The sequence below is a fragment of the Methanospirillum hungatei genome (genome assembly GCF_019263745.1).
GTDB classification, from domain to species: domain Archaea; phylum Halobacteriota; class Methanomicrobia; order Methanomicrobiales; family Methanospirillaceae; genus Methanospirillum; species Methanospirillum purgamenti.
Genome location: NZ_CP077107.1, coordinates 2,642,179 through 2,664,727, shown reverse-complemented (window position 1 = coordinate 2,664,727; position 22,549 = coordinate 2,642,179). Strand labels below are relative to the sequence as shown.

At 40.0% G+C, this 22,549-nt stretch carries 19 protein-coding genes and 1 CRISPR repeat array; of the genes, 6 read left to right on the top strand and 13 right to left on the bottom strand.

Translation table 11 applies throughout. The annotated features are described in order from the left end of the window. Positions 1–34 precede the first annotated feature (34 nt). Complete coding sequence (locus KSK55_RS12925; RefSeq protein WP_218607183.1) at positions 35–1,636, top strand: amidohydrolase; 1,602 nt, start codon at positions 35–37, stop codon at positions 1,634–1,636. Continuing rightward, positions 1,633–2,352, top strand: a complete 720-nt coding sequence (locus KSK55_RS12920) for a methyltransferase family protein (RefSeq protein WP_218607182.1) — start codon at positions 1,633–1,635, stop codon at positions 2,350–2,352. Before KSK55_RS12925 ends, KSK55_RS12920 begins: the two co-directional genes overlap by 4 nt. 25 nt (positions 2,353–2,377) lie before the next feature. Here KSK55_RS12920 and KSK55_RS12915 read toward each other — a convergent pair whose 3' ends face one another. The 4 genes from KSK55_RS12915 to KSK55_RS12900 all read right to left on the bottom strand — a co-directional run bounded on the left by KSK55_RS12915 (position 2,378) and on the right by KSK55_RS12900 (position 6,297). After that, a complete protein-coding gene (locus KSK55_RS12915) occupies positions 2,378–2,653 on the bottom strand; it encodes a hypothetical protein (RefSeq protein WP_218607181.1) in 276 nt (91 codons plus the stop codon). 3 nt (positions 2,654–2,656) lie between these two features. After that, a complete protein-coding gene (locus tag KSK55_RS12910; RefSeq protein WP_218607180.1) occupies positions 2,657–4,099 on the bottom strand; it encodes a condensation domain-containing protein in 1,443 nt (480 codons plus the stop codon). 227 nt (positions 4,100–4,326) lie between these two features. After that, positions 4,327–4,971 (bottom strand): TetR/AcrR family transcriptional regulator, encoded by a 645-nt coding sequence (locus KSK55_RS12905; protein WP_218607179.1) that lies wholly within the window; start codon positions 4,969–4,971, stop codon positions 4,327–4,329. 471 nt (positions 4,972–5,442) lie between these two features. Further along, entirely contained in the window at positions 5,443–6,297 is an 855-nt protein-coding gene (locus tag KSK55_RS12900; RefSeq protein WP_256664012.1) for a class I SAM-dependent methyltransferase, read from the bottom strand. A gap of 286 nt (positions 6,298–6,583) precedes the next feature. Here KSK55_RS12900 and KSK55_RS12895 point away from each other — a divergent pair, with 286 nt between their 5' ends. From KSK55_RS12895 to KSK55_RS12885, 3 genes are all read left to right on the top strand, one after another. Then, positions 6,584–7,288 (top strand): TetR/AcrR family transcriptional regulator, encoded by a 705-nt coding sequence (locus KSK55_RS12895; protein ID WP_250545175.1) that lies wholly within the window; start codon positions 6,584–6,586, stop codon positions 7,286–7,288. Between the two features lie 304 nt (positions 7,289–7,592). Beyond that, positions 7,593–8,006, top strand: a complete 414-nt coding sequence (locus tag KSK55_RS12890; protein WP_218607177.1) for a DUF3795 domain-containing protein — start codon at positions 7,593–7,595, stop codon at positions 8,004–8,006. 164 nt (positions 8,007–8,170) lie between these two features. Further along, on the top strand, positions 8,171–8,326 hold the full coding sequence (locus tag KSK55_RS12885; protein WP_218607176.1) for a hypothetical protein: 156 nt from the start codon (positions 8,171–8,173) through the stop codon (positions 8,324–8,326). A gap of 363 nt (positions 8,327–8,689) precedes the next feature. After that, a CRISPR array of direct repeats spans positions 8,690–10,394; the repeat unit is 37 nt; unit sequence GTTTCAATCCCTATCGGGTTTTCTTATTCACTGTAAC. A 125-nt stretch (positions 10,395–10,519) separates the two neighbouring features. Here the strand turns inward: KSK55_RS12885 and cas2 are convergent. The 9 genes from cas2 to cas6 form a co-directional block, all read right to left on the bottom strand. Further along, positions 10,520–10,789, bottom strand: a complete 270-nt coding sequence (cas2, locus tag KSK55_RS12880) for a CRISPR-associated endonuclease Cas2 (RefSeq protein ID WP_218607175.1) — start codon at positions 10,787–10,789, stop codon at positions 10,520–10,522. Positions 10,790–10,794: 5 nt separating this feature from the next. Next, positions 10,795–11,838 (bottom strand): type I-D CRISPR-associated endonuclease Cas1d, encoded by a 1,044-nt coding sequence (cas1d, locus tag KSK55_RS12875; RefSeq protein ID WP_218607174.1) that lies wholly within the window; start codon positions 11,836–11,838, stop codon positions 10,795–10,797. After that, entirely contained in the window at positions 11,825–12,409 is a 585-nt protein-coding gene (cas4, locus tag KSK55_RS12870; protein ID WP_218607173.1) for a CRISPR-associated protein Cas4, read from the bottom strand. Before cas4 ends, cas1d begins: the two co-directional genes overlap by 14 nt. 16 nt (positions 12,410–12,425) lie before the next feature. Further along, entirely contained in the window at positions 12,426–13,190 is a 765-nt protein-coding gene (locus KSK55_RS12865) for an FxLYD domain-containing protein (RefSeq protein WP_218607172.1), read from the bottom strand. A 94-nt stretch (positions 13,191–13,284) separates the two neighbouring features. Then, positions 13,285–15,363 (bottom strand): type I-D CRISPR-associated helicase Cas3', encoded by a 2,079-nt coding sequence (gene cas3, locus KSK55_RS12860; protein WP_218607171.1) that lies wholly within the window; start codon positions 15,361–15,363, stop codon positions 13,285–13,287. After that, complete coding sequence (cas5d, locus tag KSK55_RS12855; RefSeq protein ID WP_218607170.1) at positions 15,360–16,094, bottom strand: type I-D CRISPR-associated protein Cas5/Csc1; 735 nt, start codon at positions 16,092–16,094, stop codon at positions 15,360–15,362. Before cas5d ends, cas3 begins: the two co-directional genes overlap by 4 nt. Positions 16,095–16,111: 17 nt before the next feature. Next, positions 16,112–17,119, bottom strand: a complete 1,008-nt coding sequence (gene cas7d / locus KSK55_RS12850) for a type I-D CRISPR-associated protein Cas7/Csc2 (protein WP_218607169.1) — start codon at positions 17,117–17,119, stop codon at positions 16,112–16,114. Between the two features lie 65 nt (positions 17,120–17,184). Beyond that, entirely contained in the window at positions 17,185–20,364 is a 3,180-nt protein-coding gene (gene cas10d, locus KSK55_RS12845) for a type I-D CRISPR-associated protein Cas10d/Csc3 (RefSeq protein WP_218607168.1), read from the bottom strand. Next, complete coding sequence (cas6, locus tag KSK55_RS12840; protein WP_218607167.1) at positions 20,354–21,211, bottom strand: CRISPR system precrRNA processing endoribonuclease RAMP protein Cas6; 858 nt, start codon at positions 21,209–21,211, stop codon at positions 20,354–20,356. Before cas6 ends, cas10d begins: the two co-directional genes overlap by 11 nt. Positions 21,212–21,315: 104 nt before the next feature. Here cas6 and csa3 point away from each other — a divergent pair, with 104 nt between their 5' ends. Beyond that, positions 21,316–21,993: a CRISPR-associated CARF protein Csa3 gene (gene csa3 / locus KSK55_RS12835; protein WP_218607166.1), complete on the top strand. Its 678-nt coding sequence runs from the start codon at positions 21,316–21,318 to the stop codon at positions 21,991–21,993. The last annotated feature ends 556 nt before the right edge of the window (positions 21,994–22,549 follow it).

Sequence of the window (22,549 nt, the reverse complement as noted above, 5' to 3'; positions counted from 1 at the left end):
CCGGATAGTAGGTCTAATTAAAAAAAGGGCTAATATGACATCCGATACAAAGAACAAACGACTGATTGCCTTTACAGGCGGACAGATACTGACGATGGATCCTCAAAATAATAATGCAGAAACGGTTGTTATCAGGGGGAACAGAATTATTGACATCGGTGATGCGGAGATCTGTAATCAATATCCTGATGTTGATATTGTCAATTTGGACGGGCGGACTCTTTTACCCGGTTTTATAGATTCACACAATCATCTATCCTCATTTGCCTGTTTCTTTCCGAACTGGGTAAATCTCTTCGGTCTTATGACAAAAGAGGAGATTCTTGGTGCATTGAAAAAACATGCTCAAATGAATCCAGGAAATGGATGGATAGTCGGGTTTGGATGGTTTGATGGAAAATCAGGGGGAATAGATCTAAACCGGTTTGATCTTGATGAAACTGGTTTTGTTCGTCCTGTCCTTCTTATCCAGGCTACATTTCATATGAGTGTAACAAACAGTCTGGGACTGGAGATGGCTGGTATTGACTCCGCTACACCAAATCCCCGGTGTGGAACTATTATTCGGGATCGTGATGGAAAACCAACCGGAGTTCTGATAGAGAACGCTCAGAGTTCTGTATTCAATCTGACCATGAACACTGAAATCGGGGAGCATGCTGAACTTATCAGGGCCCGGGCTTTAGAACTTCTCTCATTTGGAATTACTGCAATTCATGATCCCGGTGTCACATTAAAAGCTGCAGAGGCGTATCGTTTTCTGTATAATCGGGAAAACTTGCCGGTATCAGTGCTCATGATGCCTCATGGAGCGACAATTCTCGATAATGATCCTGGTATGTGGCTCGAAGGTCCGAAAACCGGAAGTGGTGATGAACATCTCCGCATAGGTCCGGTCAAGATCTTTGCTGATGGAGCAACACCGGAAACTGTTGCATATGATATGGTTATCCGGGGACAAACGATGAAAAGCGGTTCCTTCCGAGATGATTTTCGCGGGATATTATATGATGCAACCAGAAAGGGATTTCGTGTTTGTGTCCATTCTTTTGGAAATGCTACCACTGATGCGGTTCTTGATGCTTTTGAAGAAGCAAAGAAATATGCCCCTCCGGAATTTGAAATAAGACCTCGTCTTGAGCATGTGACGTTAATTTCAGATTCACAGATCCGCCGTCTTGCAGTAATGGGTGGATGTGTCTCTATTCAGCCTCAATTCCTTATGCGAGCTGCAAATTTCTCCCGTGCACCGGTGGAAAATGCGAAGTGGCTGCCATATGCCGATCTTTTTAAATCAGGAGTGTGTGTTGCCGCATCAAGTGATGATCCCGGTGGATTCATGGATGCACGGGATCCGTTGAAGGGTGCTGTGATGGGATCTACGATGAGTAATGGTGATGGAAACACCGTATTTCCGGATCAAGTTCTTCCCTTTCAGCGGTGGCTGTGGTTTTATACTGCCGGAAGTGCGTATGCCGGAGGGCAGGAACACGAACGAGGAATGCTTAAAAAAGGACTGGTTGCTGATCTCGTAATCCTCAAAGGGGCACTTGATCCCGAAAATCCCCCGGTGGTTGATGAGACCTACAAAGATGGCAGGTTGGTATTCAAGCACCAAAATGAGGTTAATGTATGAATCATGGGGAGAATCCGAATTTCCAGGCAAAGGAGGATGAGAATGAGTGGAATATCCGTATTAAGGGGATTGTCTTTGGCCTTATTCCGGTTGTCATCATGGGAGGGGTACTTTTTGGTTCATCCGGTACGCTGTTCTGGCCGATGGCATGGGTTATCCTTGGTACGTTATTCCTGGCTACAACGCTTGTAACACTTTTTTGCAGCCCTGATCTGATTACTGAGCGGATGGTGAAAAAACCCGGAGTAATGAAATGGGATTCTTATCTGGTAACAGTGATGAATGTAATGGGTTTTTTAACGCTATTTGTTGCAGGACTGGATATGAGGTTTAACTGGACCGGAGAAATGGTATTCTCTATACAGATTGTGGCGTTATGTTTCTTTTTATCCGGATACCTGATATTTTCATGGGCCATGTTGTCGAACCGGTTTTTTTCAACCGTTGTTCGAATCCAGGAGGAGAAGGGTCATTATGCCATCATGTCCGGTCCGTACCGGTTTATAAGACATCCCGGCTATATGGGCTTTATTCTTATTGTTCTTGCCCAGCCCCTGATGCTAGGATCTTTATGGGCATTATTCCCCGGAGTAGTCACCGCAGCACTTTTTGTTGTGAGAACCAGGAAGGAGGATGATGTACTGGTATCAGAACTGAATGGATACTCTATGTATATTCAGGAAGTGAAGTATCGCCTTATTCCGGGGATTTGGTGAGAATATTAGGTATTTGTAAATTCATCTATCCGGGATGATATGATGGCTTCCTGCATGATAAGCGGGGTGAGGAGGAGATCCGGGTTTTTTTGCTCCGGAAAAGCCTGTCAAACAGAGCCAGGGCTGCATTTGCAGCACCAATGAGAGGAATAAGACTAATCCGATCAATGTCTGATGGGGGTAAGGGTTCTGGTCTCATGAATGGGTGGTATTTGTGGGTCACATGATAAGGATCTGGTACCAACAACATATCCGGTATTTTATAATAAATGTCAAGATCGTTTACAGTTACTTTTGGCATAATTTACCTTCCTATCACTTTTTCATTTACTTTTTCAGGAAATCCCAGGAACTCTAGCGCACGGTTCCGGATTCGGATCATTTCTGGTTCAGGAGAAATCCCTGTTTTTGCCGGTGGATCGACATACGTAAGAGTAAACGTCATCCGATCATCAGTCCCGATTCCACCCATCACAAGTGGATTAATCTCGCTGGCTGAAGGAAGAAATACCAGACGTTCAAGGTTGAGTTCATCGTTAGATTCTGGAATTTCTATTTTTCCGAGGTTTGATGGTATGAATCCCGGAATCATATTCTGAAAATTCCTGTTTAATGTCATTGCGATATTTCCTGAATCCTGTATGAACCTTCGAAATATTTCGGTTTGGGAGTAAGCTTTTGGGGCCAGGTCAGAAAATGGAGCAAATGCGGCCATTGCATCAAGGAGAGAATGATCAAATGGAGGCATATCGAGTCCTGACGGGTCTGGATTTTTAAGAAGCAGATGAATTGCTTTGTTTAATATAACGGTGTTTTCCCAGAATGTTTTTTTTATTTGGTAGGAAAAAGGTAATCGGAGAGATCCAACGCAAAAGCAGAAAACATCACCAATGGGTGGTTCGGATCGTCTTCTTATATCAAATGGCACCATGATCGCCTGTTGCCGGGAAGAAAATTCACCGATTATCTCCTGGTATGCTCCCAAAAAGGCTGATGATACTGCTGATCCGACTGTTACCTGGTGTTCCCTGCATTTTTCCAGCAGCCTGACAGATTCATCCTTGTCAAATTCCATCATTACAATACCTGGGCTGCGGTTTTTCCAGTATTCTTCGTATAGAGTTGAATATTCTTCAGGACCGAAATGATATGGATTTTTCCTCCACTTCCGGTTCGCATGAAATGCAAAAAGATTGGTAATCATCCCTTTGAGGTTCCGTCTTGGTTTCAGAAGATCCTGGGAGACAGGAGGTACTATTACCTGGATTTTTCCTTCAGGTTTTCCATATCTACACAATATCTCTTTTATCAGGCCGGCAAGAGCCATCCCATCACAAATACTGTGGTTACAGAATACAAGAAAGTCGGATTCTTCTTCTGATTGGAGCAGCACGTACTTTATCAACGGTCCTTTCCCGATATCAAAGGGAATTCGTGCTTCATTCTTCAGTTCATCAACCCACTGATCCTTTGATATCCGGGGAATTATTCTGAGCGAAATTCCAGGTACAGAATCTGAAGAAAACCAGGCTTCGTGCTGCTTGTCGAAAATAACTTTTGCATCAAGAAGTGGATGAATCCGTGTCACCGTTGAGAGTGCCTGATTAAATTTATCTATGTCGATTTTTCCCCGGATCCGGGCCGCCATCATGACGGTACATGCAGGACTCATAAAAAATACCCGTTCACAACCGGTCATTTTACGTATACAGCCTGGGATATTATCCGGATTTGAACAAGTATTCATAAATAACCTCTTTCTGGTTTGATGGTTTGATTTGTTCTCTTTACAATATGGATTAAAAATCCGGTAAATGACGTCACTGGATTGTTTTGGTACTTATAATTGGCCATATTATTCATCCGTTTCATAATTTTTTGATAGCATTCGCTCATTCTACAGTAATTTTGAATTCAGGAATTAGTTCAAATCCGAAAAGGCTGCTTACATGTCCATGTCAGGTTAAAGTGATATTAGCTATTTTTCCCACAGTGATTGATTGAAGGCTCAATGAATGTAAGAAAATTATCAACCAGTTGTTCATATCCAATTCCTGCCATTTGAAATCCTTTTTCCCAAATTGGATGAGGTGACACCACAGAAATGCTGATGAGCGAGATGTAGATCCCTAATAGTATTGGATCCAAATCTTTTCTGATGGATCCATCATCCATCCCTTTTCTAATTGCATTATGTTGCCATCTGTTAAATTCTACAGCATTTTGAGCCAAAATCTGATCATATGCCTCATCCAGCCGTGAGTAAATAACCGGACCATATGTGCAGGACATGGTATTATAATCACGGTGGTTTTTCGTAAATTCGACCAGGAATTTAATCATCGTCCTTATCTGGTCTCCACCCGTTGCAGTTGCATCGATTTTTTCCATTAACTGTCGATGATACTCTCTGTGTACCCGAGAGACTATCTCAAAATATAGGGAATCTTTGTTTTTGAAAAGTAAGTAGAGAGAACCTTTTGAAATTTCAACCGCTTCTGCGATCTCATCCATACTAACATTGTCAAAACCTTTTTCGTAGAAGAGTTTCTCTGCTACATCAATGATTTCTACACGGCGTTGCTCTCTTTCTCGTTGTCTTCGGTCAGCAGTTGCCATAGTTCATCGTATGTGACTTCTGGTCATATGCTGACTGAAAGTCACAAAAATACTTTGAGTCAATATCTTATATTCCTTTGCACGGGTCATAAGGGGCTTTATTATGTATCAAGATGGTCTTCTGGATAGATTATGGTGAACTGCCAAAGATTATAGAATAATCGAAGTGAAACACAGGTTATTCTTAATCCTGGACTCTAAATGCACTTATAATTACATCATAACAATTTTTAAATACCCAGAAAGTTATCTATTATTCGATAGATCACATCCGGAGGAATTTTTTATCAAACTGGAACATAATACAGCCTCTTTCATCCCACCAGTCACAACCCTTACAGAACTCATGATTCCGGGTACACTTTTTCCCCACATTCTCAAATGGACAATTCTCCCTTTTTTTACAGACAAAACAACATGTCCCTGTAGGTCTTCCTGCAATATAATCCGGATTGATAAAAGAATTATAATTCAATGAATTGTCACCTCGACGAAAGAGAGAAGGTTACAGACATTCCGGTCCCCGCATTTCCCGTTGAAGTATATTTTTTTGTACTCTTCACTGGTGATGATTCTTGGATTCGCAAATTTCCATTGACAGAGAAAATCTATCTCCTGATTGTCGGGAATCCCGAATTTGAGAGGTTCACCCATCATACGGGTAAATGATGTAATATTTTTCGCGATTTCATCAGGATTTGTTCCATTAATTACCGACTCAGGGTAATAATCGAAGATCATTTTGCTCCCTGTCCTGGTGCTGGAAGAGATAAATGAAAAGATATCATAGATTATTTCCGGAGGCAGGTACATGGAAAGCCCCTCAAGGACAAAGAGGGTCTTTTTATAATCGCAATATCCGGAAGAGAACAAACTATCCTTAAGTTTTTGTGTCTCAAGATCAACAGGGACATATCTCACATTTTCAGGTAATTTACCGTAAAATTCGATTATTTTTTCCTTTTTATAACATTGAGTTTCCTGATGATCAACTTCGAATATGGTGATCTCTGATTGAAGTTCTTTGATTCTCAATGCACGTGTGTCATAACCCGCTCCAAGAAAGACAAATTGAGTACATCCAGAGACAGCACAGTTTTCTACAAGATCATCAAAATACCTCACCCTGGCACGAATGGAATTTCCAAGACCGGGAAACATCTGTTCCATTTCTTCAAGTTTTTTTTCAGCTTCCTTTGGATGTTCAGCTGCATACTTTAATATCTCTGGATTAACGAAATGGATAGCATAGGGATCATAAAATATCCGCTCATTTTCCGGTAGCATTGATTCAGCAACGCGATGCATGGCAATTCCTTCTGCCATTTTGCTAGGGCTTTTTTTTATCATGTGAATATCACTCTTTTTTCAAGAAATTCCAGGTCTTTGTTACTATCGGGGAGACATTTCCTCTGGTTCATGGGTAAATGATGATTATCTACATACCTTTCTGAGGCAGTTTCTCTTCCAGTTGAGAAGGATTCTTTGATTATCGTCATCATTTCACACTTCTCATTTTTACAGTAAATATGTACAGAAATATTACATCCTGAATAGTAACATTATCTGTATATATTTTACATACTATTTGGTATGTATTAATGCCATCGGTATGGATCTTATTCTTCCCTATAGTTTTTTCACTCTGTCAGGTGCATATCTTATAGAAAGAATGCCTAAAGTAGTCCCTGAATATAAAGAAGAAGCAAAAAGACGAATTATTGATGCTGCGATGGAAGTGATAGCAGAACGGGGATGCGATCAATTAACTTTTGACTACGTAGCAGAAAAGATCGGGGTTACCAAAGGGGCAGTTTACTGGTATTTCAAAACAAAGGATGAATTGATAACGGCCGTTATGAAAAAATTTCAAAGTGAATTTGAACGTATCAATTTTGATTCTTTTTATAATCGTCCGATTGACGAGATGTTCTTGCAAATATTTAATAAATTTTCTCTTACTGATCACCGGCAAAGAGCGGTATTTTTTGAAATGTTTGCAATGGCTGTACGGAATCTGGAACTTCGGCGTTCGACACGTGACTATTATGCCAGCCTGATTACTACCTTCGAGGATGCTGTTAAAAAAGAACAAAAACAGAACCCAAAACGTAATCAGATGGACTCCCATAAAGTGGCGCTTCTTATGGTGGCTCTTTATTCCGGGCTGCAGAATTTTGAACTGGTCTGGATGTGTCAGGATGAGATGAAAGAACTCTGGCTTGATGGAATTCGTCTTCTGTTTAATCCTCTGGATGATGAAATATCAGACATGAAAAAGAAATCAGATAAGAAAACCAATGAGAAAAAAACATAAAAATCTCAATCTGCAAGACACTTATATCCTATTCCGCTGGTTAATGGAACCATGAGAAGTGATATCACAATTATTAAGACTCCGGCTCCTATCAGATGGTAATGCCGGAAAGAGTCTATTTTTCTTGAGAAAAAATGCTGAAAAACCGGAGTTGAAATAACCGTTACTAAGATGATACGTCCGATCTCGGATGATGAGATGTCAATATCCGAATAGAATCTCTATTTTCTAGAAAATTTACATCTGTCAATAATTACCTATACAATTGTATTTTTATTCACGGAACATATTCAATGAGAGAAATATGACTCCATCCATCCCTCTGCAGCAAACCGCCAGACTTATCGCTCCATGTGGCATGAATTGTGCTTTATGCCTCGCTTTTCAACGCCAAAAGAAGAGATGTCCCGGGTGCATGGAGGAAGACCCGAACAAACCACATTCTTGTCAGGTATGTATAATACGCAATTGTCCGACTATCATGAATAATTCATCTCATTTCTGTTATGAATGTGAAAATATGCCTTGTAAACGGCTTAAACAACTGGATAAGCGGTATCGGATGAAATATGGGATGAGTATGATCGAAAACCTAAACGAGATAAAAGAAAAAGGCATGGATGTTTTCCTTACCCATCAGGTCGAAACGTATACCTGCAAAACATGTGGAGGCTTAATGTGTGTTCATCGCTCCCGGTGCCTTACGTGTGAGCCATGATCCATGGTTTTCATACGTTTTCAATGACAATTCCTCGAAAATGTACCTCATTGTATCCGAAGAATCCACGAACCACCCATAAATAAACTATCACCTATAAAAGCAGCATTCTAATCAGGAAAATCTGAAACATGGTATTCGAGGGGCTTTTATGGTAGAAGACCATGCAGATATCATCCGGGACTGGTTTGACAGATATTCGTTTGGGGGACATATTTGATACAAACTCTGGTCTCATCAGTTATATTCAGGCTATCCCGATTCTTTTTGGTCTGAAATGGCTGAATACTTCTTCGAAGGATTTAGGTATGAATGAATAAACTTCAGCGGTTTTAGAGAAAACGGGATCAAGGGTTGTTGTTTTCAGGAGAAGAACTCACATATCCACTCTCTCTGAACATCACCTTTGGAGATATCGGGAAAAATCCGGTGAATGTCTGAAGTTTCCTTAATTATTTTGGGTGCCTGAAGGCAGATTATCCAAAATTTGCAGAATATTATCAAATTCTTGTCGCGTAATCTCATTCTATTCAAAACCGGGAGATTTTCCCTGCATACCGGCAATTTGTGTTTTGGTTGTTCCTGAATTCCCGTCGATTCATAACAAAATCGGTGGGATTCTGGAATTTTATCTAAATTCGCTACCCAATCCCCTCTTTATTGATCTGATGTCCGTTATTTAAGCCTTATTCCCTATTGGGTTTTCTTATTCACTGTATCTCATCACTTCTGCTTCTGGGATGTTAACAGATGTCGCGTTTCAATCCCTATCGGGTTTTCTTATTCACTGTATCTCGAATTGATGAAACAGATGGGGAGAACTGCTGAAGTTTCAATCCCTATCGGGTTTTCTTATTCACTGTATCAACCGGTTCATCTCTCGCTTTTGCAATCCGTTTTGGTTTCAATCCCTATCGGGTTTTCTTATTCACTGTAACACTGCGCCGGGGGAGTTTCAATACCAGACAAAAGAGTTTCAATCCCTATCGGGTTTTCTTATTCACTGTAACTCCATTACAGGCCCTCTTGCACCACACAAACAATTGTTTCAATCCCTATCGGGTTTTCTTATTCACTGTAACTCACTGAAACCGCCTATTTGTGTTGACGTTGACATGGTTTCAATCCCTATCGGGTTTTCTTATTCACTGTAACGTTAACTCTCGAGGGGAGATCAACGGCGGTATACAGTTTCAATCCCTATCGGGTTTTCTTATTCACTGTAACTTTGATAGTATTGGATGCAGAAGACTGTTTTGGTTTCAATCCCTATCGGGTTTTCTTATTCACTGTAACGAATCACATGCGTATCGTATCCGGTTTTTTAGATCAGTTTCAATCCCTATCGGGTTTTCTTATTCACTGTAACCTCTGGATTGGTACAATCTGGCAGGGGAAAAACCCCGTTTCAATCCCTATCGGGTTTTCTTATTCACTGTAACTTCTTTGAGCTCTTCGGAGGGCTTGCAAAAGTCACGTTTCAATCCCTATCGGGTTTTCTTATTCACTGTAACCGGGATGTCATCAACAATAAAATAGGGGTTGTGAGTTTCAATCCCTATCGGGTTTTCTTATTCACTGTAACTTCTCCGACCAGGTACGGATCCGGGTAGGCAAACGTGTTTCAATCCCTATCGGGTTTTCTTATTCACTGTAACTTCCCCTTCTTCAGAAAGCCCATCCACGTAATGAGAGTTTCAATCCCTATCGGGTTTTCTTATTCACTGTAACTCCACATCTTTCAGAGAGTAGATCTGCACAATTTGTTTCAATCCCTATCGGGTTTTCTTATTCACTGTAACGGACAACAGGCGTTACCTTACTTGCGAATAGCGGGGGTTTCAATCCCTATCGGGTTTTCTTATTCACTGTAACCATCCGTGTTGATCTCGTTGAGCCCGTCAATGGTTGGTTTCAATCCCTATCGGGTTTTCTTATTCACTGTAACGAAACCAACACAGGTCGCTGTTGCAAAAGTTCTACAGGTTTCAATCCCTATCGGGTTTTCTTATTCACTGTAACCCGTTGATATCACGTCTGAAAACCAGATGCAAACACTGTTTCAATCCCTATCGGGTTTTCTTATTCACTGTAACTTGAATATGCAGGGAACGCCACTCCGGTATATGCTGTTTCAATCCCTATCGGGTTTTCTTATTCACTGTAACACCAGGATAAACCTTCTTTATCCCGGCTCCGGGAACAGTTTCAATCCCTATCGGGTTTTCTTATTCACTGTAACGAGAAAAGTTATGGTTTTCTCTCCCAGGTCTGTTTAGTTTCAATCCCTATCGGGTTTTCTTATTCACTGTAACGTCCTGACTGCAGTCTCAACACTTCGCATTGAATGAGTTTCAATCCCTATCGGGTTTTCTTATTCACTGTAACCGCCACAATAATCGTCTGTATTAATCATATAACAGACTATCGCTCCAGAAAAAAGAGGTGTCGATCATGGATCATTGTCATCCCATTACCTTATATCTAGCGATGAACGCAACAAATAACCCACATTAAATTACTACGTGCATCTTATCTGGAGAAACCTCTCCAAACTCAGTAATCTTTCCCTGGCACCGTTCACATAACTCATATATTCTAACCCGGTCAGAATCCTCAATGAGATCAGTAATACTATGAAAAAGTTCAATCCTGTGTACCGGAGTAATCTCCAGTTCAAACACACTATACTGTTTCCATGCACCATACCTTTCTAAAAGACGAAACAACTTGTTTCTAATCTTATCCTTCCTAATGTCATAGGTAATCACCAGCCGAACCATGCAAATCACCTTGTATAGAGAAACGGGTAATACCCATTCAGCTCTCCACATATTGCTTTCCGTAGCAGGATCGCTTGGATTTGAATTATCTTTTTTCTGGAAACGGGATACTTAAAACGAGGATGCTTTAAGGTCTCCTCCATAAATTCATGATAGAATCCCAGATACTTTTTAAAAGACACGTCATTCAGGTGTGATTCCTGGGTAAATTCATCTTTCGTAATCATTCGCTTATTTATGAGCCGAGCAACAAATGCATCACAAAAAACCGGTCTGAACTCTTCAATTAGATCAAGAGCTAAAGCCGGTTTTCCATGTCGGTCAACATGCATGATACCAATGAAAGGATCAAGGTTGAACTGACGAAGGGCACTAATTACCTCCGATGTGACCATAGTATACGTGAGAGAAAGAAGGGCATTCAGTTCATCCTTTGGTGGCCTTCTAGTCCTTTTATCTGACCTCCATTCTTCTGGAAGGCTGGATGAAAATAATTGAAAATACAAACTCGCTGCTTCACCCTCCACACCGCGAAGAGAGTCAACCGAAACTGCATGTATTGATTTATCTCGCAATTCTTTCAGTAAATATGGAACTTCAACCTTCTTTCTTGAAAGAAAAACACAGGAGTTTTGTAATTTTGCATGAATAATCTCACGACAGATTACGAGTGATTCTTCCGAAGTAATTTTTGCCTGGTGCCTTCTGACGAGAGATATTGTATTCCTAGCAGGTACGAAAGACCCAAAATACTTACCAAAGACAGTAAAATAGTTAATCGTCACTTCCTTGTCAGAACAATGCTTAAGAAGAGGAGTGGATACACTTGCAGAACCAAAGATATTTATTGTACAAACTTTTTCTAACGGAAATGAAGCAATATCCTTCCCATCAGAATCCTTAACACGAATTCTCCCTCCATCCAGAGATACTTTTCCGTATGGAGTCGTGATATAGATAGTATCATCTTCCAACAACCCTTCAGGAGGTTTTGGATCTCGGACCGGTTCAGAAGTGTTAACCATTGGGATCTCATTATCCTGATTCATTTTCCCCTCCCTCCAGAATGTGAGATTCATACGGTAAACAGTAGAGTTTTACACTACATTTAGTGCATTTATTAGGATTATTTGCAAACCCAGGAATCACTTCTGGTTTCATTGACCGTATATCTTCAATTATTTGGATAGTTTTGTCCTTTAAAGAATCACTCAGAGGGATTTCATGTCTGCGATTAGTCCCAAATAAATAAATTATCCCAACACCTACTGGCTTTTCAAGATATTCTTCTAAAAGCAACCCATATGCACATAATTGGATTACATCATTCTCAAAAAACCGATCTCCTCTTTTCCGTTCAACTGGCTTCATACCGTCTGAACAATCAATAAGATCAATTTTTCCATGTAATCCAAACCGATCAGAATGAACATACAATTCAAAGATATATCCACCCCTTCGTCCGTGTTTTGAATGATTTTTCCTCCCGTCAACAAGAAATTCATTGATACCCTGCGTCTGGTAAAATTGTAGGTAAAAAAGCCTCCTTGGGCAATATAAAAATTGGTTGATGTCAGACACATTGATCATGTCGTCAATCCACCTGGATTTCAATGTCATGTGATCTCCCACCTGATCACTCAAATCTCGCATTTGTAATCTTCGACCGTGCAAAAGATACCCGATCAGCATCCTTGTAATTCACCACTTTATATTCAAAAACCTCGCCCGGGCCAAGATTTGAGACATAATCTGAAGAAGTTGCGATAACCGGGCCATTCTCACTTGAATAAAAAGTTACCTGAACCGAACCATAGGCGAGAGTAGTGGTTGCAGTGTTTTGAACAGTGCCTCGTGCAACATTATGTTTCACATAATCACCTTCATCCTCAAGGGATTCAAGTTTTAAAACCAGATAATCATCTGGATTTAGTGTTGGAGTCGGAGTTGGTTTGGCTCTTGAGGAAAGATGCAATGATCGAAGCTCAGGAATCGTCATAGAACTACCCAGAACTGTTTCATAGGTACGAAGTCCAATCACTTCCCCATACAAATCGACCAGATCAGGATCTCTGACCCGGCCCTGCGAACCATCATAATTTACCCAATATACTCCATCAGTATACATCCCAAATACAGTGGGAATTGTAGCGACACGAAGAATATACCGGCTGTCATCAGATTGTGCCTGAACCACCTGACCAGTAATATGAACGACTTTTCCCTGATATTGTTCAATACCTTTAAAGACTGAATCATATCCAGGAGTGATTGCAACAGAACGAATCTCCTGTAATGATTTACCCTCATATTTACTTCCAGTCGGCACATCAGTACATCCACACAGTGCTACTGCAACAATGAGAATGAAAACCCAAATATAATGCATTAATTTTCTCATGTCAATCACCATTCGCCGAAGCGTTTTCGAAAATATCCTGGCTAATAAATGCCGGGATGAAGATCTGAACAATTCCTAATGGGTTTTCAAAAAATTACAAGAGAGAAGGAAGGGTTTTCTCAAAGGAGAGGCTTTCAGCAACCGCACAATCGGCGATGAATGCATCCTGTCCAATAGCCAGGCTTCCATCTTTATATGGTAGTAAAAAGGCGTAATCACCCAACTCATAATATTTTCTTGACTGGTAGGCAGAGAGATCAAGATACCGGCAGAAAATACCTCTTTTCATGAGTTCTTTCTCAATCAGAGAAAGACCGAGAATAGAACCATTTTCATCATCCTTTACAACCGGAAACAGACCCCTTTCTCTACAGGGAAACCGTTTTTCTTCAGGAAGGCGTACTTGATCAATAATCCTTCCTTCAAGTCGTACTGAACGAGGTCTAGAACGCATACCACGAACATAAGCATACCCAAGGGTTCCAGTCTGATGATTTTTTATTTGATCCCGATACTCTTCAGGTACTTTTTTTGCAAACTCGTCACGTTTGAAAAATGCAATATCAGTCCACCGAAGTAAAAAGAAGAGATCATATGCCCGAATTTTTTGAGAAGGTTCGTAGAAAATAACTACAGAAAAACTATTTCCTCGAAGTGGAGCAAGTTCTGCCATTACATCAAGAACCTGTGATTTCGCTTTGTCCAAAGGTGTACGAAACAGAGATACTAAGCCCTCTTCAATCCCGATATCAGAAAAATAATGCCGAAGAATTCGGTTTGCAGACTCGACCAGATATTTTTCACGCTTATCAGTTGACATCCCACCAGTTTTCGAAAGGAACGTCTTCTCCTCTCGGGATTGAATGATTTTGGTAGCTGATTGACCACATGCCCGATGACAAGTATAATCCCATGCCTCTAAAAATCCCCATCTCCATCGGAAACTCGAATATACTCTGGAATCCCGCATCGTTCGTTCCAATCCCTCCTTAAGCTGATTCCGTGAGATTTGAAGGAATTTTGAAAAATAAGAACAGACCGATTCCGGTGCAAAACACACAGCACGATACAATATCTCTGGATCAGGATTTCTAAGTCTCCCAAAACGCTGTAGAAATTCACTTACAGAAAAAGCAGAGAATATTAGTTGCTGAATTGAATAACTTCCTCTGAAATCTATCCCTACTTCTACCGCTTTATTGCCTACAAGAACGTCAAACGGTTCATCCATTGAATCCTTTCGAAATCCACTCTGTTCACAGACACGATAGTGAGTATTGACACGTAAAAACTCACTTACAACAGCAACCTCTATAGCACTGTCAAAGATTATTGCAGTACGAACACCTGCCAGTAAAGGTTCGAATTCGGAAAAACGAGAGATAAAAACCTCCCCAGATGAAAACTTCCGTGCCTTGACAAAAAACATCTCAACCTGAGGAAGAATAAGTCTTTGATCTACTTCTTTTTCATTGCAGAATTCATCTGCAATGACAAGTTCACCGCCAATCACGTTCTGAATCTTATCAATCATCCCTCGTGAGGGAGTTGCAGAGAGAAAGATGAACTTACGAATAGAACAGAGATCTGAAGAGATGAGATCATCAAACAGGAAGAGCAGAAAATCAGTCTGTTTCAGATCATAGAGATGAAATTCGTCAAATACAACCGTTTTAACACTGGTTCTGACTGCACTTTCAACATACGGATCAATAAACACATTCTTTAGAGCAAGAACAAAAATATCCGGGTTCGTTACAATTATCCCCCCACCCTGGCCAGACATTTTTTGGAGAATGTGAGTTAACACCTCACCTTTTGATACTCTGACCGGAAACTCATCTCGAAGCATTGCCAAACGATCAGCATCAAGAAATTCAACCTGACGTTGAGGAGCCAGTTTATCCCTTAATGATGAAATCGTCTGGTACTGATCCAAAGCAAGAGCGTTAGTCGGATACAAGGCAAATACTACACCAGCATCATCTTCGGTGAGTGCCGGAATAACCCATGATTCTGTCTTTCCTGCACCAGTTGGAGCGGTAATAAAGAGAAAGAACTGATCCTTCTCCCTTATCACCGCTCGTGTTGTAACCTGATGACCGTAGGGAAGAAACGATTTCCGAAGTGGTTTTGCATCATACCGGGGAATAGATAATCCTTCAATTATCATGAGCGAATCCTTTGTAAAAACCTGATGGATGCAGGTAATTGAACATCATCCTTATTCCCTTTCCCACCTTTTTGTATCTGGAAATACTCACCTTCAAAACCTCCCCGTTCTATGACATCAAACGGTTGCATACGCTTAAACGAGATATCACGGGAGGGTATATGAGTCAGATCATCGACCAGCACCGGATGATTCATAAAAAATGACCCGTTTTTTACAGCAACAGGATATTCAGACCAGGTAACAGAGGCCTTACTCCGTTTCTTGCCCAGTCGAATATAAGCAGGCAGATCCGGTTCACTTCCATCAAATGAGAGAACAAAGAATACAAACTTCCCTCCTGACAGGATCTGTTTTCGAACCCCGTATTTTCCAGTTGGAGAGTTCATCTGTTTTTCATACTTGTTATATTGAATATACTCATCACTTCTAGCGTTTGTGATCTCACTAGCAAACCTGATTTTATTCACAGGTTTTGCCGGAGTGACATATAAATCGGAATACAATGATGACGTATCTTCAACATAGGTTGGATTCTGTTTTGCAGAACCCTTTTTTACCGGAACATTAACATATTTGCCTGAGCAATACCCGAGGGCGTAATAGAGGGCTGTATTCAGTATCAATGGCTTGGTTGTATAATTGTTCCCTGGTTCAAGAGAGGCGAAGAAGAGTTCGCTCATCATCTCAAGAACGCCTTCAAACGCTCTGACTGAAGATTGATTTTTCATACGCCACTCCAATCTCTTTATTGTACCGCCAGGAACTCAGATATTTTATCAATCTGGGCAAGTAATGTTTCTTTTATAATAGTATCTTCTTTCATTGTTTCAAGGAGAGCAGACACTTCAGATTCTTTCAAATGAATTCCGGCAATTCGATGAGTTTTATCCAATTGCTGATATGTATCCAGAGCATATTTTTTTACATCCTGAAGAGGCAGACTATCTTGTCCCAGAATATTCTTGAGTTCCCCTGAATCTGGCAGTTTCGTTTCATCTCCTCCGGCAAGCCTGAGAGCAACCCCCCTGGAAATTTCCAGACTTGAAGGACCTTCACGGTTAGAGGCAAAAATTCCAAGAATATGGTTTCTCGTCTTCCCAAATCTGGTTCCTGTAGCACCATACCGGGTATTTCTATCAGTGATATTCAAAAAAAATAAGACCTCTTCACATGTAACATCCCGTAATGTTACTACACAAGGAAATAATGTCCCTTCTTTGAAAAAATCAGGTTCACGAATTCCGGATGTCGGCTTTTTGGCATAGTCATCTCCCGGAGCATTCTGGAAAAATTCTTCAACTACTGAATTTATCGACCGAATTGTATACGCTTCATCATACATGACACGTGAAGTTACACTCATCTCCCCTTCTGATGCAGCACTACCAAATAATGCACATTCAGGGCACTTCTGGCACATCTTCGTTACTTCCATTGAGCATCCACTCCAATCGCCTTTCTTATAGAATGTATTCATCTTTTCAGCGATCAGATCTCTTTGTAGTGCCTTTGCTATTCTTCTGTCACTTGCTACCTGTTTTCTTCCAAAGAGTTTTCCCACCGTAACTTCTTCTTCACCTATCCGAATGATAGATGAGTTAGCTTCAGTTCCATCGGTAGTAAATCGTGCGGCACTTTGCAGTTCGCGAAGGATGAGGATGCTGATATAGTTCTGTTTCGGTTTCCGCTCCGGTTTTTCTAATGTATATGGTTTAATGCTATCACAAAATGACTGAATTGATTTATCTGCCATGATTAATTCTCCTGTTCTGATATCACAAGTGATTCTGATTCTGTTGTTTCCTTTCTCGATTCAAATTACTCTTCTCTCATTTGAAGTGTTGCCGAATAAAAGCCGTCAGCAAGATCATTTGCAGCACGTTTCAGTTTTCCCGGATCACCTGAAGCAATCTGATAGAAGATAAGATCTACGAAATACTCTGCAAAAGTGACAACCAGACTAAAGTCATCTAGTCCTGGAATACTGGAAAACTGTTCTTTTCCAGCCCTTTTTATCATTTTGAAAAGCCTGCCACTTACTGCATCTACATAATCCTCACGAGGGTATTGAGAACCTTTTTTCCCTAGGATTGCTTTTACTGATTCCCGAAACAGTTTTTCCACTTTATATGGCTCATATTTACTTGGAACCGCAACATTTAGCCCAAGTTGGGCTAGTTCATGAATTGATGCTACTGCCATTGAATTCTCTCCATACTTGTCCAGTTTTATTGCCTGATCAATGAAGCCCGGATACTCTGATTTAACAATTTCTCCATCCACTTTACGCCAGCCTCTGGCAGCATTAACAAAACCACCCATACCACCTTTCTTTTTATCCTGTTCGTATACCCGCCTGATCTGCTTTAATAATGTACTACCAGGGAATGGGTGATTCCGAAATGTCTGCAAAAACCTGACAAAAGCTGTATCATCCATCCGAATCTCATATCCCATAGAAATGATCAAAGATGCTGTTATGAGAGTCTTTTTTAAATCCGATAATTTGATCCTGTCTGAAAAAATTCTTTTAACTGCTACATGTGGAGCCTCCAATACAACAAATTCTGAGAACTCATCGCCACTCGTCATACATATTGGGTTTTCTCCCGCAACAACCCTGCATCCGGTAACAGATGCCAGAATTAATGCAAGATAAGATCCAAAAAACCAGTATTCTCCATCTCCATTCCTTTTTTTGTTAAAAACAAAATCAAACGTAGAATTCTGGTAAGAAAAACCAAGACCTGCAAATTGGCACAGATTTTTCCTTCCGGATTCAGCAATTAACAGACTGACCATTGAATCCTCGGAAGGAAAGTCATCTCCAATAAATTCATGGGCTAAATCCAGAATCCTTGTTCCGGAATCCCCATCAAAATAATTCGCAAACTGACTGAAAATATCTGCTGTAGTATTACTAAAATGGTAATCAGGAATTAATCTGAAGTAAATTTTATCAGAGCCTTTCCTTATACCATGACCGATAGACCGAAGACCAAGCTCAATCTGAACAGGAACTGATACATACAGACTTGGTTCACTTGAACCGATGGGAACCCGGTTCGAGAAACTGTATTTAAGCATACTAACATCCATTGAGGTCGTCTTTCGTTCTTTATCATAAGGTGTATCATTGGTCAGCCTGCAGATACCAGTCCCTTCACAATAGGCTTTAAATTTATTCGTTTTATTTTCAAACGAACCATAGAGCATAGATCCATGAATATTCAGGTTTTCACTGAGCCATACCAGAAATTTTTCCTTATAAGGGTACAGAATGGATGACTCAAATTTCTCAAGGTTCTCTGACGAAACAGTAGAAAGATACTCATCAACCAGGGTATTCAGATAAGAAATCTTCTCTTGTATCGAAGCTATTTGTGAGAATAACACTCCATTGATTTCTCGGTCAAGAATATCACGGGCAATGGCATATGAATAATTCCAAAATCCTCCTACAGAATGATGATCCTGGCCCTTATATTCTCCTGCATACGAAACCATTTTTAGAGTGAGATCGTCATTTGTTTGAAACATCCTGCATGTCTCAATAAGAGGATCATCAGACGGCAGAGAACCGGATTTTATAAGTTCAGCAATCACATCTTTTCGAATTCCGGATATCGCTCGTGCAAGAGGAATAATTGATTCATCCCAACCGATATCAACACTAAAATCATCAAGAATATGACAACGGTATCCCACCATGCTTGGCATAAGTCCGATACCAGTAATAGTTATTTTTCCGGGTACTGCTGTTCCATTAATAAAAACTGATTCAGGAATGAGAGTAAATTTCTTTGCTTTTCTCTCTTCGTTGTTGCATGTGATTCTGACATCAGAAACTGGGATTTTATTTCCATTAACAGCAATATCCTGAATAGAGTGAGCAGGTATTAGAATCTCACGAGCAGGGGGAAACTGCATCTCAATATCAGATTTATTGAGTGTAAGGTAAGGTGCCGATGTATCAATTTCAATGCTTCCGGACTTATTCTTTTCATCTACCATGACCGCTGCAGCAAGAAATGCTTTTGAGACCGTATGAATGCCCGAATAAAAGAAGAATGATTCTTCAACGGAAAAGAGTCCTTTCGAACCCTGTACCTGAATATATTTCTGCAATTTTTCAGGTCTTGACAGTGATTCATGCGATGAATGAATCTTTTTGATTAATTCTTGATATATCTCTTCAATTTGTCCTACATCGTTAAGAGTAAAGCCAGCATTTACGTCCCCCAGATAAATAACCCCTTTCTCAAAAAATAACAATGGAAGGAGATCATATTGCCTTGCCCATTCTGAAACGGCTGCATGAACAAGGTTGGACACCAAACCGATTGATTCCGAAAAAATGTGATAATAGAAAGTTTTTCTTTTGTCGATAAAGCCAATATGCTTTTTCATTCCCTCTGTGACCGCTGGTTTTTCTAGACTTGCAAAAATGTCAGCAAGTAAAAGCCAGTTTTTATACTTAAGAAAGATAGGTGATAGGTCACCATGAAATCCCTGTGTTGAATGTGTCGCAATTGCGATTGAGTGAAAATCACTTGGTTTTAGAGTTGGGGCAAATTTGTCTGCCTGAATAGCACGGGCAAAACTCATCACCTCGTCCTCAGTCAGATCAAACTGTTCCCTCCACTCTTTCCCAATAATCTTATGAAAATCGTGAATTGAGAAGAGAGCTATAACTTCACGTAGTTGGGAAGCTGGAAGATAAGATGAAGAACCACTATGAATAAGTGTTTTATTTAGTTCAATAAGTGCCTGAATTCCGTTCCGGATGTGATTAATCATTGGTTGATCGGTTTTTCCGAATTCAACACTTTTTGCAGGCATGTAAGCATATTTTGACGTTCTAAGAGGATGATCAATTATCTTGAAATAATCATACAGGAGATCATCAAAATCCTCATGTTTCTCATCATGGTCGCCTATTCCATCTCCAAACAGCATTTCATGAGTAAATACTGATGTAATGTTTTTAGTTTGCATAATTATCCTCCAAAAAAGAAACGGATACCTGGCCACATCCACGTGACACACTTGATCCAACACCACAATATTCTGCAAAATGGGCAAGAATGAGAGAGGCATTAATGATGGAAATGGGAGAATCCCCGGTGAAAATATATCTACATATTCCGGTAAACCCTTGTTTAAAAATCGGACGAGGATGCTGTTTTTTTGAATCAAATATCGTATTGGTTAAAACCGAATGTGTTCGGTATGTTTGTGGGTTAGGAGATTCAAGTAAATATCTCCCAAAATCATCTCGATTGAGTGCAAGACGTAAATTTTCCGGACAGACTTGATTGTATTTGGAGAGTATTGAAAAAAATACTGCAATCCGATTTGGGAACATCTCAGTTACCCGGCTGTTTCTATATTGAATGCAGGTCGGAGTCATAAAGTCCATCTGAATAGCAGGCCTGCGATATCCCCCCACTTTCTGAATGATATCCTGAAATGACTGGTATTGTGTTTCCATCGAAGAAATGCATAAATTACCTTCAAAAAGAGAAATTTCTTTTCTGTCTAATAAAAAAGGAGTGATAATGTGATTAAAAAGTTCTTCATCATGAGGATCAGTAATTCCAATCCTCCAGGAATATTCTTCACCAATTTTTACGGATTTGTGGCCCTTTTGTGACGACTTTTCAAATCTGCCTATCAATCCCGTTGTTGATAAGGAGGGGAGAGGCGAATTATGAATTTTTAAACTTGTATCCGGATACTTTTCCTTGATTAGGGAAAGAAGGGCTGAATATAACTGATATCCATCACTAAGTGGAATCTGAAATGAAGTTTTTGGAGAAACTGTAAGATGGATCAGATGCATAATTTCTAATTGAATTAACCTACCATAAATGTTACTTATTGTGTAGACGAGAATCATTTCATATAAATGCATCAAATGTAAAAAAGTGCAAGTGTTTTGACAATATGAAAACATACATATCTCCCATTGGATTTGATACCACTCACCTCCTTTCCCTATTAGTGAGATTTGGTATTGAATCGAACGATTCCATAATTCTCATTAGACCAATCGATGACGATGATAGATCATTTCGGGCTATTGAAGAAATCCAAGAGTTAACTAGGAAAATTGGTGATGGAATAACTATTGACATTTTAAAAGTAGATCACCGCGATTTCATGAGCATGGTATTTGTTTTCATTCGTTCTCTCAGTGAATCTGCAGGAAAACCAGGAAACAATGATAAATTATATGTAAATCTTTCCGGTGGACCAAGAGAGATTCTCATTGCTCTAACAACAGCCTCCATCACAGTTTCTGATAAAATTGATCTGGTAACTTCTTTTTCAGATATCGGGCGAGACCTACAGATCATCTCTCTTCCTTACATTGCAAACTCTCCTGATGAAAAAGAGTATTATCTATTACATGACATCAAAAAAAATGGACCCACTTCTTTTGCAGATATCGCTTCCCGATTGCAAATTTCTGAAAGCACAATCTCGCGCCAATGTTCAAGACTTTCAGGTCTTCAATGGATAACGGTTGAATCACGGGGTAAGAACAAATTTGCATCAATCTCTCCATCTGGTGAGATCATGATTATGCGATACAATCCCCCAAAAGACAACGTAGTGTAAATTGAGCGAAAGTTTCTGTATAAATATGACAGGAGAGAGTGATCCCAGAGAAAATATTGGTAAACCATACAAATGGGGAATGTTACGGCTTGTTTCAGTTTCAATTGTGTATGAAGTTGTTCGGATAAAGAAATTATCGGATAACTATTGCTGAAATTTTCATAATCCGGTAGATACCGTAGTTCAGTTGATCATCGGTCTGAATCTGGAAGAGCTGAGGTAAAAGCCGCTACAGGCTTTCGATATCCTCCTTCTCTTTTACCTGCAACTCCTCATCATATGCTGATTTCACGTCCCGTACAAATAATTCATCGTTCTCTTTCATCGGTTTACTCATTTCTTCTCCTCATTATCTCGGAAATTTCGTTTTAGATGGCACTCACAATGATCATGATTCGGAAACGATCCTGAATCGATATTCTGGTAATTTTTAAAATTTGAAAATAAACGCAATCGATCCAGAACACACCTGCTCTCCAATAGCAGCAAGCCCACGGGCATAGAGCCTTATCTGCATCGATGCATTATCCTCGGTAACCATAAATTCATATCGAAA